This window comes from Streptodolium elevatio (assembly GCF_040649515.1).
GTDB lineage: Bacteria > Actinomycetota > Actinomycetes > Streptomycetales > Streptomycetaceae > Yinghuangia > Yinghuangia elevatio.
Map to the genome: position 1 here is coordinate 1 of NZ_JBEZFP010000194.1, position 14,231 is coordinate 14,231.

General features: G+C 70.9%; 12 protein-coding genes. 4 read left to right on the forward strand and 8 right to left on the reverse strand.

The features are described from left to right. A partial coding sequence (locus AB0C36_RS40240) for an LLM class flavin-dependent oxidoreductase (protein WP_358363984.1) occupies nt 1-711 on the forward strand: 711 nt, incomplete at its 5' end. Nucleotides 712-864: 153 nt separating this feature from the next. On the opposite strand, the gene AB0C36_RS40245 is transcribed toward AB0C36_RS40240, so the two are convergent. Continuing rightward, a complete protein-coding gene (locus AB0C36_RS40245) occupies nt 865-2,346 on the reverse strand; it encodes a GMC family oxidoreductase (protein ID WP_358363986.1) in 1,482 nt (493 codons plus the stop codon). Next, a complete protein-coding gene (locus AB0C36_RS40250; protein ID WP_358363988.1) occupies nt 2,343-3,572 on the reverse strand; it encodes a DegT/DnrJ/EryC1/StrS family aminotransferase in 1,230 nt (409 codons plus the stop codon). The genes AB0C36_RS40245 and AB0C36_RS40250 overlap by 4 nt, the downstream gene beginning before the upstream one ends. A 384-nt stretch (nt 3,573-3,956) precedes the next feature. Between AB0C36_RS40250 and AB0C36_RS40255 the strand changes: the two genes are divergently transcribed. Beyond that, nucleotides 3,957-4,793 carry a zf-HC2 domain-containing protein gene (locus AB0C36_RS40255; RefSeq protein ID WP_358363991.1) on the forward strand — a complete coding sequence of 279 codons (837 nt, stop codon included), beginning with the start codon at nt 3,957-3,959 and terminating at the stop codon, nt 4,791-4,793. A 242-nt stretch (nt 4,794-5,035) separates the two neighbouring features. Next, nucleotides 5,036-5,365 carry a hypothetical protein gene (locus AB0C36_RS40260; protein WP_358363994.1) on the forward strand — a complete coding sequence of 110 codons (330 nt, stop codon included), beginning with the start codon at nt 5,036-5,038 and terminating at the stop codon, nt 5,363-5,365. Between the two features lie 138 nt (nt 5,366-5,503). Here the strand turns inward: AB0C36_RS40260 and AB0C36_RS40265 are convergent, their stop codons facing one another. Beyond that, on the reverse strand, nt 5,504-6,742 hold the full coding sequence (locus tag AB0C36_RS40265; protein ID WP_358363997.1) for an IS701 family transposase: 1,239 nt from the start codon (nt 6,740-6,742) through the stop codon (nt 5,504-5,506). 397 nt (nt 6,743-7,139) lie between these two features. On the opposite strand from AB0C36_RS40265, the gene AB0C36_RS40270 reads away from it, so the two are divergent. Continuing rightward, on the forward strand, nt 7,140-8,810 hold the full coding sequence (locus tag AB0C36_RS40270) for a glycoside hydrolase family 71 protein (RefSeq protein WP_358364000.1): 1,671 nt from the start codon (nt 7,140-7,142) through the stop codon (nt 8,808-8,810). A 14-nt stretch (nt 8,811-8,824) separates the two neighbouring features. Here the strand turns inward: AB0C36_RS40270 and AB0C36_RS40275 are convergent, their stop codons facing one another. The 5 genes from AB0C36_RS40275 to AB0C36_RS40295 all read right to left on the reverse strand — a co-directional run bounded on the left by AB0C36_RS40275 (nt 8,825) and on the right by AB0C36_RS40295 (nt 14,020). Further along, nucleotides 8,825-9,034, reverse strand: coding sequence for a hypothetical protein (locus AB0C36_RS40275; RefSeq protein ID WP_358364003.1), 210 nt, complete (start codon nt 9,032-9,034; stop codon nt 8,825-8,827). A 78-nt stretch (nt 9,035-9,112) separates the two neighbouring features. After that, nucleotides 9,113-10,069 carry a TerC family protein gene (locus AB0C36_RS40280; protein ID WP_358364011.1) on the reverse strand — a complete coding sequence of 319 codons (957 nt, stop codon included), beginning with the start codon at nt 10,067-10,069 and terminating at the stop codon, nt 9,113-9,115. 114 nt (nt 10,070-10,183) lie between these two features. After that, the gene (locus AB0C36_RS40285) at nt 10,184-10,855 is read right to left on the reverse strand and encodes a TetR/AcrR family transcriptional regulator (RefSeq protein ID WP_358364006.1); all 672 of its coding nucleotides are present in this window, start codon (nt 10,853-10,855) and stop codon (nt 10,184-10,186) included. A gap of 174 nt (nt 10,856-11,029) precedes the next feature. Continuing rightward, a complete protein-coding gene (locus AB0C36_RS40290; RefSeq protein ID WP_358364013.1) occupies nt 11,030-12,847 on the reverse strand; it encodes an ABC transporter ATP-binding protein in 1,818 nt (605 codons plus the stop codon). 147 nt (nt 12,848-12,994) lie between these two features. Continuing rightward, nucleotides 12,995-14,020, reverse strand: coding sequence for a DUF8832 domain-containing protein (locus tag AB0C36_RS40295; protein ID WP_358364009.1), 1,026 nt, complete (start codon nt 14,018-14,020; stop codon nt 12,995-12,997). Between the last annotated feature and the right edge of the window lie 211 nt (nt 14,021-14,231).

The following is a 14,231-nucleotide window of genomic DNA, read 5'->3' on the forward strand; positions in this document are numbered from 1 at the left end:
CACTCGCACCCGCCGATCTGGATGGCGTGCGGCAACCCCGGCTCGTTCGCCAAGGCCGGCTCGCTGGGCATCGGCGCGATCGCGTTCAACTTCGAACCGATCTACAACCTCAAGGGCCGCATCCAGGCCTACAAGGAAGCCGCCGAGAACCCCACCGAGATCCTGGGCGACTACCAGAACAACAACGTCATGATGACCAACGGCGTCATCTGCCTCAGCGACCGCAAGCGCGCCCGCGAGATTGCCCTCCGGGGCCAGGCCGGCTACCTGGTGACGCTGGTGAACCTCTACCACGACACCATGCCCAAGTCGACGGACGGCATCACCTGGCCGACGCCGCCCACCGACCTGTCCTCGCTCGGCGGCGACGAGCTCCTCGACCAGCTCATCGCGGGCGGGTTCCTGCTGTGCGGCACGCCCGAGGAGGTCTGCGAGCAGGTCGCCGCGTACCAGGAAGTCGGCTGCGACCAGCTGGTGTTCGGTCTCAGCGCGAACCTCACGCACGACGAGTACCACGAGCAGATCGAGCTGTTCGGCGACAAGGTCATCCCTGAGTTCGACAAGAACCCGGAGCACTCGACCTCGGTCTACCGCCGCAACGCGGGCGGACCGAAATACCCGCCGTTCAACGGTCCGGTCAACGAGGAGCTCGTGCACTCCGTGCTCCCGGCGAACGCCATCCTCGGCCTCGACGGACAGCCGCAGGGCTGACGCTCCGTCACGGCCGTACGCGTGACCGTACGCGTCACGCTTTCGCGCGTGACGGCCGTACGCCGTAGGCCGCCCGTCTCGCGGCCGCCCGCCGAACTCCCGCCGCCGCAGCGCCATGCCGACGCTGCGGCGGCGGGTCCGCGTCCATGCGCCTCATCCGCGCGCGGCCACCAGTTCGGCACCCAGTTCCGCCAACGCCGTCACCAGCAGGTGCGTGTTGGCGCGCGGCACGGTCGGGACCACCGACGCGTCGACCACCCTCAGCCCGTCGAGTCCGTGCACGCGCAACTGGGCGTCCACCACCGATGTTTCGGGGTCGTCGCCGATCCGGCAGGTGCCGACGCCGTGGTAGAAGGCGTAGTGCGCCTCGTCGATCACCCGGTCGAGGGCCGCGTCGCTGTCGTCCTGCGCCCCGAATCCGTCCGGCACCAGACCCGATGCCGCCACGACGCGCGCGGCGAGCCGCCAACCGTCCCGCAGCCGGGCCCGATTGTCCGGGTCCGCCGCGAACGGCCATACGATCCGCGCCGGATCCCCGACGCCACCACCCGTCGGCACGACGCTCCCCGCGCCCGTGGGCAGTTGCAGGGCCACGCTGACCTCGATCTCCCGGGTCCCGTCCGCGTTGCGGCGCGCGACGGGGGTGAGCTGGAGATCGTGGCGGCGGTCGCTCCCGGGCGCCGTGGCGCGCGCGATCGTCTGCAACGTCGGCGCACCCTCGGGTGTCGCCGCCGGGTCCACCGGCGCACGGTACGAGATCACCAGATGGTCGGTCAGGTTGCTTCCGACGGCCGGGAGTTCATGCACCGGGTCGATCCCGAGCGCACGTACGCCGACCGCCGGCCCGATGCCGGACCGCCACAGCAGCAGCGGATTCTGCACCACACCCGCCGCCAGCACGACCTGGCCCGCCCGGACCACCCGGCCGTCCGCGGTCACCGCGCCGGCCACGCGCCCGCGTTCCACGATCAGGCGCTCGACGTGGCAGTCGCCCCAGACCGCCAGGTTGGACCGGTCCCGGGCCGCCTCAAGGTAGGCGACGGTGTTCGAGACGCGGTCTCGGCCCTGCCGGTTCATCGGGATCGGCCCGGCGCCGGTCGATCCCGGGCGGCTGTGGTCGGCGCAGAACTCCAGCCCGGCCCCGACGCAGCCCGCCACGAAACCGCGTTGCAGCGGCGTCCAGTCCGCCTCCGGGTGCCGCAGGATCGGGATGGGTCCGGCGTCGCCGTGGTACGGCTCGGCGCCGAAGTCCAGGTCCCGTTCTATCCGGTTGAGGTAGCCGAGCATCCGGTCCCAGCCCAGTTCCTTCGGCCAGGAGGCGAAGTCCTCGGGCTCGGGCCGCATGGCCACCGCGCCGTTCGTCGCCGAGGAGCCCCCTGTCCCCCGGCCGCGCGCGTAGTTGAGCTCGCGGCCGCCGGTCGAGGTCACCCGGTCGCCCCAGTTGTAGGGCCAGGCGACCGGGCGGGACAGCGTACGCAGTTCGTCGGGCAGGTCGGCCGCGCGGTGGTCCGGCCCCGCCTCGACGAGCAGGACGGCCCGGCCGGGCTCCTCGGACAGGCGTGCGGCCAGCACACACCCGGCCGAGCCCGCCCCGACGATCAGTACGTCGACGGATGCGGTCGTGCGCCCGCTCATGCCGTCCGCCCTCCGGAGCGTTCCGCGACGAAGGCGTCGATCTGCGCGCCCACGTGGGCGATCATGGCGTCGGACAGCCCGTGGTTGCAGGAGATGAGCATGCCGTGCTCCATGACGTGGTCCGCGCCCGGCAGTCCGGCCGCGGGCTGCCGGAACCCGGCGTTCTTCATGAACGGCTGGCGGGCCGCGTTGCCGGTCCACACCACCCGGGTGTCGATGCCGCGCGCCTCCAGGTACTGCTGCAGGTCGCTGCGCCCGAACCCGGCGTCCGGCTTGATCAGGAAGCAGTACGACAGCCACGCGGTGTTCAGTCCGTCGAGCTGGCGCGGCGGCGTGAAGAACTCGGGGTGCCGGCTCAGTACCTCGGTGAAGCGGTCGAAATTGTGCTGCCGGCGGGCGTAGTTGTGGTCGAGCTTCTTGACCTGCTGGACGCCGAACGCGGCGCACAGTTCGTTCGGGAGGAAGTTCCAGCCCGCCTCGTCGAAGATGAACATGTTGTCGTAGTGGATGCCGTCGAGGTCGGTCCAGAAGTCGCGCGATCCGGCCTTCGAGCCGAACAGCTGGGTCTCCGACCGGCGTCCCCAGCCGCGCAGCGTGAGGCAGCGGTCCCGCAGGTCGTCGTCGTCCAGCATGACCATGCCGCCGCTGCCCGCCGCGGTGATGATGTGCGACAGGGAGAAGCTGGTCACCGAGATGTCGGAGCGCGCACCTGTGGGGGTGCCACGCAGGGTGGCGCCCACCGCGTCGCAGGAGTCCTCGATGACCTTCAGGCCGTGCCGGTCGGCGATCGCGCGGATCGCGTCCCAGTCGGGGGCGTTGCCCGCCAGGTTGGGGACGAGGATCGCACGGGTCTTCTCGCCGATCATCTCCTCGATCTTGGTGACGTCGATCTGGAACGTGTCGGGCTCGACGTCGACGAACACCGGTACGAGGCCGGCCCGCAGCAGCGAGGACAGGTCGGTGGAGAAGGTGAGCGGCGAGGTGATCACCTCGGAGCCCGCCGGCAGGTCGAGCAGTTCGACCGCCAGGAACAGGGCGGCGGAGCCCGAACTCACCATGACGCCGTGCCGTTTGCCGGCGAGGTCGGCTATCCGGCGCTCCATCTCGGCGACGTTCGGGCCGATCCGCAGGCCGTTCTGACCTTCCGTCAGAACGGCTACGACGGCGTCGATTTCGGCCTGGTCGTACACGGCCGTCGCGTAGACGACGCGCTTCTGCTCGCTCATTGATGCTTCTCATTCCGATCGACGCCACGGGACGGCGGTGACGGCCTCGGGTGCCGCAACCGATCCCTCTCGCTTTCATAGCTATCATGGCCATGATTAACAAGGCAAGGTTGCGCGCCCGGTATACGACGATCCATCCGCCTTTCTGGAGGCTCCGCACAGCGGGTCCGCGAAAGTCCGCGTTCTTTCCTCGGTCAGTCCGCGGTCAGTCCGCGGCCAGTCCGCGGCCAGTCCGCGCGCAGGCGTCCGGCATTCGCCGGAACGGCCGCGGCCGCTCCCCGCAAGATCCGCGTTCTTCGGCAAGCGCCCGCCCGTTCGCCGGTGATTCAATGACGCGGCTGATGCCTTTCAGCCGCGCGGCGGTCGGCTCGGAAGGACGTCGGAATGCCCTTGTCATGCGAGGAAGTGCGGTCACGCCTGGCCGCGTACCGTCTGGACACCCTGTCGCTGGACCGGCGCCGCGAAGTGGGCACGCACATGGCGGACTGCGTCGCCTGCGGCCAGGAGTGGAACAGGCACCGCTGGGACTCGTCCGCCCGGCACACCCTCGTCGAGGAGCTCAAGATGTTCCTCGGCCCGGCGTACATCCCGTACTTCGACCCGGCGTGGGTGGAGAGCGAGCAGCGCGGCAGCGGACTCGACGGCGTCGAGACGTTCCGCCGCAGCATGGCGAGGATGTACGGGCTGGCCGTGTGGGGGGCGAGCGGCAGCCGTCCGGACTACGTCGAGGCGGGCATCCCGCTGCTGTGGGCCGCGGGCGTCCGCACGATCGTGGACTACGGTTGCGGGCTCGGCAACGACGCGATCCCGCTGGCCGAGGCCGGCTTCTCGGTGACCGGGGACGAGGTCGACTCGGCTTCGCTGAGCTTCATGTTGTGGCGGCTGCGCCGCAGACCGACGCTGATGCGGCCCAGACTGCAACCCGTAAGGTCGGCCCCCGTCCCGGACGCGATATGGGCGATCCACGCGCTCAACCTGCTGTCCGACGAGGAGCACCACATCTGGCAACTCCTGCGCAGCGTGCGGATCGTGGTCACGGAGAACGTGCTGAACCGCTACGACCCGGGCATGATGGGCTACCCCGCGCACCAGCGCCGCCGCAGCGCCGCCGACGTGGCGTCGCTCCTCGAGGACCACGGGTTCAGTGCCGACAACCCGTCGAGCCAGGCGCCCGTCATCCTCTGGACGCGGCGCAGGCGGTCCCTGGGCCTGGCCGCCTGACCGGGCCGGCCCCGGCGGTTCCGCCCCGACACCTACGCGAGTTCGTAGCCCGCCTGAGCGCGGTTGTGGTGCACGAACGTTCCTGCTGAGCCACCGTGGCCCAAAGGCGCGGACCCAACCGCACAGAGCCCAACGGGGGCGGAATCGCGCCGCTACCGTGGGGGCTCGGTTTGCCGGGGCAAGCCGGTCGGGCCGGTGGGGTCCGGCCGAGCGGCCCCGGGAGAGGGGCGATGATGCGTCGTTTGGCAGGTACGGCAGTGGGGCTCGCGCTGGGCCTCACCCTGTTCGTCGGTCCGGTCGCGGGGGCCGCACCGAGCGGACCGGCGGCGGGTGCCGCACAGGCACAGACCGGCGCCGCCGTGCAGGGGGCTCCGGCGGAGCAACTGCCGCAGGCGCCAAGCTCGGTGGCGAAGGCGGAGAACCCGGTGGCGCACGCCCCGGCGGCCAAGCCGAAGAAGAAGAAAAAGAAGAAGAGCAAGTTCGGCGTCGGCCTGATCATCGGGATCGTGCTGGTGGTCCTGGTCGTGGGGATCCTGGTCTTCTTCCTGATGAAGCGCAGGTCACGCCACTAGTAGGACTTCGTTAGGTCTGTTTGGATCTTGCTGTGGTTGGGCGTCTGCGTTGTTCGGGCAGGGGGCGGTGGCAGGTGGTGCAGATGCCGGTCCAGCAGTTCAGCAGGCTCTGGAGGGTGTCCAGGACCTGGTAGAACGTCAGGCCGGCGTCGGGGCTTTTGGGTGCAGCCGGTGCTGGGTGAGGAAGGCGTGGGCGGCGGTGGCGAGGGTGACGTGGTGGTGCCAGCCGCGCCAGGAGCGTCCTTCGAAGTGGTCCAGGCCCAGGCCGTGTTTGAGTTCGCGGTAGTCGTGCTCGATGCGCCGGCGGATCTTCGCCAGCCGCACCAATGCGGTGACCGGGGTGTCGGCGGGCAGGTTCGACAGCCAGAATCCGGTGGGGATGTCCCGGTCGAGGGGCCATTCGGCCAGGAGCCATAGCGCGGGCAGGACACCGTTCCACGAGCCGTCGTGGTCGGTCGCGGCCGTTGTGGCGTGTTGCCGGGCCCGTCGGCCGGCCGGGCGCACGCGCAGTGCAAGGAACCGGGAGTGCATGGGGCCGCGGGAGCCGGGTCGCCAGGTGACCTCGGAGAATGCGTCGCGTCCGGCTGAGGTCGCCAGCTGGTTCACGCGTTGCGGGGGCAGGCGGTAGCGGGGCTCGGAGGGTCTGCCGGTGCCGGACCGGGGCAGGGCGACCGGCACCGCGTCGTGGGCCTGGACGTTCAGGTCGCCGCGGACCGCGACCACGAACGCCAGGTCCCGGCGGGTCAGTTCCGCGCGGAACTCGGCGTTCTGGCCGTAGCCGGCATCGGCCACCACCACCGGCGGGGCAAGGCCCCAGCTGCCGAGTTCGTCGATCTCGTCCAGGGCCAGGCGCCACTTCTCCCGGTGCCCGACCCCGTCGGGAATGCCGGTCCTGGTCCGGCGCTCGGTGTCGTGCGCCCATTCCTCGGGGACGAACAGGCGCCAGTCCAACGGACAGGAGACACGGTCGGTCACCGCGTGGACGGTGACCGCGACCTGGCAGTTCGCCTGTTTGCCCAGCGCTCCGCACCACTGCGGGGCCGTAGCCACCGACCACCGTCCGTCCTTGGGGAAGGAGACGTCGTCGACCACCCACGCGTCCGGGCCGATCAGCGGGACCATCCGCTCGGCGATCCGCCGCAGCACCGGGACCGGGTCCCACGGGGACTGGTTCACGAACTGCTGCAGGTTCTGCTCGTTGCCGTCCGGCAGCCGCCCGGCCATCGCCTGGACCGACTTGCGCCGCCCGTCCAGCATCAGTCCCCGCAGATAGCAATCGCCTTTCGCCCGCTGGTCCCTGCGCGGCACCGACGCGAACACGTCCGCGACGAACTCCGCCAACTCGATGCGTAAGCCCTCGATCCGACGCACATCCACCCGGACAACGTCTCACCGCAACCACCGCCCGAGAAGACCTAACGAAGTCCTACTAGTACGCGGACCGGTGGCCGGAGCGCGGGCTCATGGCCGGGCAACGTCCGGTCCGACCGGGGGAGTTCGCGCACCGCGGAGGGCGCCCACCGGCGGGCGCGTCGCCCGGGAGGCCATCCGCGGCACCACCTCCCGCAGGTTGTCGCTCCGCCGGCCGCCCGGTGGGCCTCCCCTGGAGGGCCCGCCGGGCCCGGCGCGTCCCGCGCCCAGACGAACCCCCTTGCAGGTCAAGTTCTTTCACGGATTCACTCGGCTCGCGTCCCGCGGATATTGCGAGCGACCGGCTCGGCAATAGGTTCTGGCCTTCCGCTTTCCCCAGTGAAGTTGAGCCGGGAGTCCCCCCATGCCCGCCACATCCGCACGCGTACCCCGACGCCTGGCCAGATCGGCCGCGACAAGCGTCACCCTGGTCGCGTTGCTCGCAACCGTCGCCGGTTGCGATCCCGAAAATCCCCCCGCAGGCGGCGCCGCGAGCCCTAGCGCGTCTGCCAGTTCGAAGCCGGCGCCGGCGTCCCCCGCGCCCGACGGCCCCAAGCCGGGCGCGTCGTCGCCCGGCGGCCCCGCCTCCAACACACCGCCCCCGAATGCGCCGAGCGTCCCGGGCCCCACCACCGCGGCACCGTCGACACCTCCCGCGTCGCCGGGCAACGGACCGCTCCCGTTCGACCTGCCGGGCACGGCGGAGTTGCGCGGGTCCGCGAAGAAGGTGTTCGCGCACTACTTCACGCCGTACCCGGTTTCCCTCAACAACAAGGGCGGAGCCGACGACTACTACACGAAGAACTACCTGAACCCGAACGGCGAAGGCGGCAAGCACAAGGCGTACGGCGGCCTGCTGCGCGACCGCCCGCTCCCCCGTGAGCCGCTGGCCGGGGACTGGGAGCTCCAGGACATGGAGACCGAGATCCGCACCGCGGTCTCCGCCGGGATCGACGGTTTCACCGTCGACCTGCTCAACCTCGACCCTGCCAGCCCGCACCGAAAGCGCGTCGACCTGCTGATCAAGGCCGCCGAGCGCGTCGACCCGGGCTTCCGCATCGTGCTGATGCCCGACATGACCGCGTCGCAGATCGGCGGTCTCGACCAGAACGCCCTGGCCGCCGCGCTGGTCGGCCTCGCGGCGTCCAAGAGCGTGCACCGGCTCGACGACGGCAGGCTGGTCGTCTCGCCGTTCAAGGCCGAGGGCCGCACCGCGCAGTGGTGGACCGACTTCATGAAGGTGATGGAGCAGAAGTACCGGCAGAAGGTGGCGTTCGTCCCGGTGTTCCTGAACTTCGGGGCCAATGCGCAGGCGTTCGCGCCGATCAGCCACGGCTTCTCGGTGTGGGGCAACCGCAGCCCCAAGGCCCAGGGCAACATCGCGGGCGACGTCGCCAAGGCGCACGGCATGGGCAAGATCTGGATGCAGCCCGTGTCGGTCCAGGACGAGCGGCCCAACCAGTCGATCTTCGACGAGGCCGGCAACACCGAGAACCTGCGGGCCACTTGGGAGGGCGCCATCGACAAGGGCGCCGACTGGGTGCAACTGACCACGTGGAACGACTACTCCGAGGGCACGCAGTTCGCGCCGTCGGTGCACAACGGCCGTGTCTACCTGGACATCTCGTCGTACTACCTGACGTGGTTCAAGCGCGGCGCCAAGCCCGCTATCGTGCGGGACGTCGCGTACGTGACACACCGTCGGCAGTTCGTCGCGGACAAGCCGACCGCGGCCGGCCAGACCAAGTTCATGGCACCGCGCGGCGGCACCACGACACCGCGCGACACCGTCGAGGCACTCGTGTTCCTGACCGCTCCCGCGGACGTGCGGGTGCAATCAGGCGCCCAGACGCGCGACGGCCAGGCCGGCGCCGGTATGACCGCACTGGTCCACCCGTTGGCGAGCGGCGCGCAAAGCGTCACCGTCACGCGCGGGACGGGCACAGTGGCGTCCGTCAGGTCGCCCTTCGAGGTCGGTCGGGACCTCGTCGTGCAGGACCTGCAGTACGTCGCGGCCGGTAGCGCCCGCAAGTAGCGGGCGGCCCGATGTCAGCGGTGGCCGGCGTGGCGACGCGGGTCCGTGTGCATCCACTCCGGAACGGAGTCGGGACACTCGGAGTTGTGACACGGGCCGGCCACCCAGACGGGGAACGAGACCCCCATCGTCTTGTGGCGCTCCGGGACAGTGGCGACGGGCTTGCCGCAGGTCGGGCAGACGTACTTGGCGTCCGCCGTCCTCATCCGCTCCTGCTCGTTCATGCCCATGATTTTACGACAATTCTCGTAAAATTTGGGACTTTTGGGGAATATCCCCCAGACGCATCCGGCCGGTCGCGCTCAGTTGCGCTTGTCGCCCTCGTGGGCCGGCGGACGCACGATGCTCAGCGTGATCGAGACCGCCAGCACGACCACGATCACCGCCAGGCTCACCAGCGACGGGATCTCCGGCACGTCCTTGCTGATCGTCTCGTGCGTCGCCTGCAGGGTCAGCTTGACGGCGATGAAGCCGAGGATGACCGCGATGCCCTTGTCGAGGTACTCGAACCGGTCGAGCATCTCCGCGAGCAGGAAGTACAGCGCCCGCAGCCCCAGGATCGCGAACGCGTTGCTGGTGTAGACGACGAAGGTGTCGCTACTCACCGCGAGGACGGCCGGCACGCTGTCGACGGCGAACACCAGGTCGGCCGCCTCGATGGCGGCGACCACCGCGAGCAGCGGCGTGGCGACCAGCCGGCCGCCCTCGCGGACGAAGAAGTGGTGCCCCGCGTACTCGTCGCGCACCGGGACGACCTTGCGCAGCATCTTGACCGCGACACTCTTGCCGGGGTCGAAGGAGTCCTCCTGACCCCGCGCGATCTTGTACGTGCTGTACGCGAGCACGGCCGCGAACAGGAACAGCACCGCCGCGAACCGGCTCACGATCGCGACGCCCAGGGCCAGGAAGACCCCCCGGAACACGAGCGCGCCGATGACGCCGAAGAACAGCACCCGGTGCTGGTCCTCCCGGGGCACGCGGAAGTACGCGAAGATCAGCGTGAACACGAAGAGGTTGTCGACCGACAGGCTCTTCTCCAGGAGCCACGCGGTCGTGTACTCGGTTCCCGCGTCCACCCCGACCACCGCGTAGACGAGCCCGCCGAAGGCGATGGCCAGGCCGATCCACACGGCGCTCCACGCCGCGGCCTCGCGGAACCCGATGACGTGTTCCCTGCGGTGCGCGAACAGGTCCACCGCGAGCGACACCAGCACCACCACGGCGAAGACCAGCCACAGCCAGAACGGCACGTCGTGCACGAGAACAGACCTCACAGACCACGCGTGGAGGGCGCGGCCGAGCGGCGCCCCTCATTCGAGTCTGCGCCTCTCGCCGCGCGCTGTCGTGCGCAGCACGTGCGACCCTGCGCCGGGTCAGGGCACCTGCCACGCGTCCATGAGCGCGTCCAGGCCGCGGACGAACTCGTGCTCGCCGCCGCCGGTGGCCATGGTCGGGGCGAGGGCGCGCAGGTACGGGAAGTCGGTGCGCAGCCGGTGCAGGCCGAGGCGGATGGCCGGCTCGGGGTCGTCGGGGGCGTCCACGACGGCACGCAGGTCGACGACGGCGTACCCGAGGACCCACCCGCTGAACGCCCGGTACGCCCCGACCGCCGACCGCCGGTCGACACCGGCCTCGGTGAGCAGGCCCAGCACCCGGTCGGGCAGCCGCAGCACGGCGGCCGGGCGCCGGGCCAGCGGCACCGCCAGCAGGCGCGTGGTGACCAGCGGCAGGACGTGCGGGTGAGACGACGCCACGTCGAGCAGGGTGCGGCCGATGCGGTGCAGCTCGGCGCGCACCGTGCGGGCGGGCCGCCCCTCGTCGAGACGGCGGTGGGCCTCCACGAAGATCATCTCGACCAGGCCGTCGAGCACCCCGCCCTTGCTGTCCGCGTGGTGGTAGAGCGCCATCGCCTCGACCCCGAGGTCGGCCGCCAGCCGCCGCATGCTCAGCGCGTCGAGCCCTTCCGCGTCGACCAGTTCGAGTGCCGCCTGGAGAACCCGCTCGCGGGTCAGCCTGCCGCGCGCGGACTCCGTCCCGTCGCTCATGGCGCCCTCCAGCCGATCACCCTGCGGAGCCCGGGGCCGGAACATACCGCCGTGCATATACACCGTATATCCACGAAACAATCTCAAAACGTACATTCGCCGCGAACGGCGAGCGGTTCACCCTCCAGGGCACGGGCACGGTCCGCGCACGGGGCCTGTCCGCGCGCGGCGCCGTCAGGTGTGCAGTTCCGGAACGCCGCCTACGTCGTCGGCGCCCCGCGGGCCTACGGCGGCCTCGGCATTCCCGGTGTCGGCCTCATTGGTCCCGTCGAGGAACCCGCCGGACTGGTGGTGCCAGAGCTTGGCGTACGTCCCGCGGCGGGCCAGCAGTTCGGCGTGCGTGCCCCGCTCGACGACCTCGCCGCGGTCGAGCACGACGAGTTGGTCCATCTGCGCGACCGTGCTGAGCCGGTGCGCCACCACCAGCGCGGTCCGCCCTTCCATCAGCTCCCACAGCGCCCGCTGGACCAGGACTTCGCTCTCCGAGTCCAGCGCGCTGGTGGCCTCGTCGAGCAGCAGGATGGGGGCGTCGCGGAGGATCGCCCGGGCCAGCGCGACCCGTTGGCGCTGCCCGCCGGACAACTTGATGCCGCGTTCGCCGACCACGGTGTCGAAGCCGTCCGGCAGCGCCTCGGCGAACTCGGTGACGTGCGCGGCGCGGGCCGCCCGCATCAGCTGCTTGTCGGTGGCTCCGGGGCGTGCGAAGGCGATGTTCTCCCGCAGCGTGCGGTGGAACATGGCCGGGTCCTGCGGCACGTACGCGATCAGGCTGCGCACGTCGGCCTGCCGCAGCTTGGCGATGTCCTGGCCGCCGATCAGGATCCGCCCGCCGTCGACGTCCATGAAGCGCAGCAGCAGCCGGGTGAGCGAGCTCTTGCCGCCGCCGGAGCGGCCGACCAGGCCGAGCTTCGAGCCGCTCGGGACGTCGAGGTCGAGCCCCGCGAACAGCGGCGGAGCGTCGCCGTACGCGAAGGTCACGTCGGCGAACCGGACGTCGGCCGCGGCCGGGCGCAGCGGCTCGGGCGCCGGCGGGTCGACGACCGTAGGCGGGTCCAGCAGCAGTTCGGTGAACTGGGCCGCCTCGGTCAGCGCGCTCTCCAGGCGGCGGTAGATCTGGTTGAACTCGAACATGATGCGCGTCGCGTTGCCGTAGTACGCGAAGGCCACGACCGTCGCCTCGACGCCGAGCCCGCCGTCGAGCGTGACCGCGAGCAGCAGGCCCAGCGAGTTGGCGAGGACCGACAGCGGTGCCACGAGCACGTCGATGCGCAGGTTGCCGTAGTCCCATGAGCGCAGGGACAGCCTGCGGCTCTCGGCGACCCGGGACTTGTGCTCGGCGGCCTCCTGCTCCTCGGCGGCGAAGGCGCGCACGGTCTCCATGTTGGTCAGGCTGTCGGCGACGTGCCCGGAGACCCGTGCGATCGCGGCCTCGCGCTGGTCCACCAGGACCTGGCGGCGGCGGATCAGCGGGGCGACGAGCGTACCGGTGACCACCAGCATGCCGATCAGCACGGCGACCAGGATCGGGCTGTAGAACCACAGCACGACGGATGCGAAGACCAGGGGGACGAGGTTGGCGACCACCGAAAACGCCAGGGTGTCGACGAACTCCTCGTAGCGTGCCGCGAAGCTGAGGACGCGCTTGGTCAGCGAACCCGCGAAGTTGTCGTGGAAGAACGCCGCGTCCTTGGCGAGGAGTTCGTCCATCCCCTGTACGTACAAGCTTTCCATGCCCCGGCCGTCGGTGCGGTTGAGGCAGTGCATGCCGATCCGCCACAGCACTTCGGCGAGCAGGCCGACGCCGGCGAAGGCCAGCACGTACGGCAGCACCGAGGTTCCGCCGCCGGCGAGGTGGCCGACCAGCGCGCCGACCAGCAGCGGTGCGACGTAGTGCAGCAGGACGTTGCCCAGCGCGGGCAGCATGAGCGCGGGTATGGCGACGCGTCGGTTGCGCGACAGTTCCCGACCGTAGAAGCGCAGTGCGAGGAACACTGCGGATTTGCGCTTCGGCGAACTGGGGCTGTTTCCCCCGGATCCGGGCGCAGACACTCGTCCCCCTTGGAGTGGCTTTGGCATGCGGTGGATCCATGCTGCCGCAAAGGGGGTCGGGACCACGACGGATTAAATCCGCCCCGCGGGTCAGTGGGAGTGGCCGTCCGAGGATTCGCCGGTGGCCGGGGGCGCAACCGGCGTCGACGGTAGGACAGTTGTCGGCACGGCGGTCGGCGAGCCCGCGTCCGGGGTGCCGACACGCACGGTGAACTCCGCGGTACGGACGACTCCTTCGTGCTGGAAGTCGAGGTAGAGGCGGTAGCTGCCCGCACTGGGGGCCTGCGCGTGGAACCCGATGCCGGGACCGGCCGGGGTCTTGCCGTCGCCCGGCTCACCCTGCGGGTGGACGTGCAGGTACGCGAGGTCGCCCTGCCGCAACGCGACCAGGTGGCCGTACGCGCCCAGGTACGGCTGGAGGTTCGTGACCGGGCGGCCGCCCTTGGACACGTTCAGCGTGAGCATGCTCGCGGACGTGGTGAGGTCCCCTTCGAGGGTCACCGCGTATCCGTCGACTTCGACGGTACGCACGGGCGCGGGCAGCGGCGTCGCCCGGTAGTCGCCGGACACCGAGACGTCCGCTCCCAGGGTGAGCCCGCCGTCCGGGTCGCCGGCGGGGGCGAAGTCCGCGAAGACGCGGTAGTCGCCGGCGCTCGGGAAGGTCAGCGGCACGCTCCAGGTGCCGTCGCTGCCGAGTACCGGGTGCACGTGCTGGAACCCGGACAGGTCGCGGCGCGCGACGATCAGGTGCAGGTCCTTGTCGTGGGAACGCTCGTACCGCGTCCAGGGCTTGCCGTCGGGGCCGATGATCTGGAAGCGGAAGTCGGCGGGGACGCCGACCGCCAGCGGGTCGCCCGACGGCACGAGGGTGTAGCCGCGTTCGGAGACCCGCAGGCCGCCCGGCTCCTCCGCCGCCGCGGGTGCCGCGGGTGCCGCGCCGGGGGCGCCGCCCGGCGGTGCGGGCTGCGCGGCCGCCGGGTCGCCGCCGTTGTGCCCGCCGTGCGTGGGCTTGGCGTCGGAGCCGATGGGCCCGACGGCGTTGCCCACGCCGAAGGCGGCGCCGAACGCCAACGTGATGCCGACTCCGAAAGCGCCGACCCGGGTGACCGTGTTCATCGTCCGCTCCTTCTCGCGTGATCTGTGCCGTTGTCGGCGGGTGGTCTGGTGCCGGGCCCGGTTCCGGACCCGGTGCGCTGCTTGGTACGAGGCTCGGTACTGGGCTTGGTGCGAGGCTCGGTACCGGGTTTGGTACGAGGCCTGGTTCGGGCTCGGTGCCGAGCCCGGTGCGCGCGGCGGGTCGGCGGGGGGGGGGGGGGGGGGCCGGGGG

Bases quoted from the DNA above. Each gene is read 5' to 3' on its own strand.
- AB0C36_RS40270 (WP_358364000.1), top strand. From the start codon at position 7,140: ATGCCCGCCACATCCGCACGCGTACCCCGACGCCTGGCCAGATCGGCC.
- AB0C36_RS40245 (WP_358363986.1), bottom strand. From the start codon at position 2,346: ATGAGCGGGCGCACGACCGCATCCGTCGACGTACTGATCGTCGGGGCG.
- AB0C36_RS40250 (WP_358363988.1), bottom strand. From the start codon at position 3,572: ATGAGCGAGCAGAAGCGCGTCGTCTACGCGACGGCCGTGTACGACCAG.
- AB0C36_RS40275 (WP_358364003.1), bottom strand. From the start codon at position 9,034: ATGAACGAGCAGGAGCGGATGAGGACGGCGGACGCCAAGTACGTCTGC.
- AB0C36_RS40295 (WP_358364009.1), bottom strand. From the start codon at position 14,020: ATGAACACGGTCACCCGGGTCGGCGCTTTCGGAGTCGGCATCACGTTG.
- AB0C36_RS40255 (WP_358363991.1), top strand. From the start codon at position 3,957: ATGCCCTTGTCATGCGAGGAAGTGCGGTCACGCCTGGCCGCGTACCGT.
- AB0C36_RS40285 (WP_358364006.1), bottom strand. From the start codon at position 10,855: ATGAGCGACGGGACGGAGTCCGCGCGCGGCAGGCTGACCCGCGAGCGG.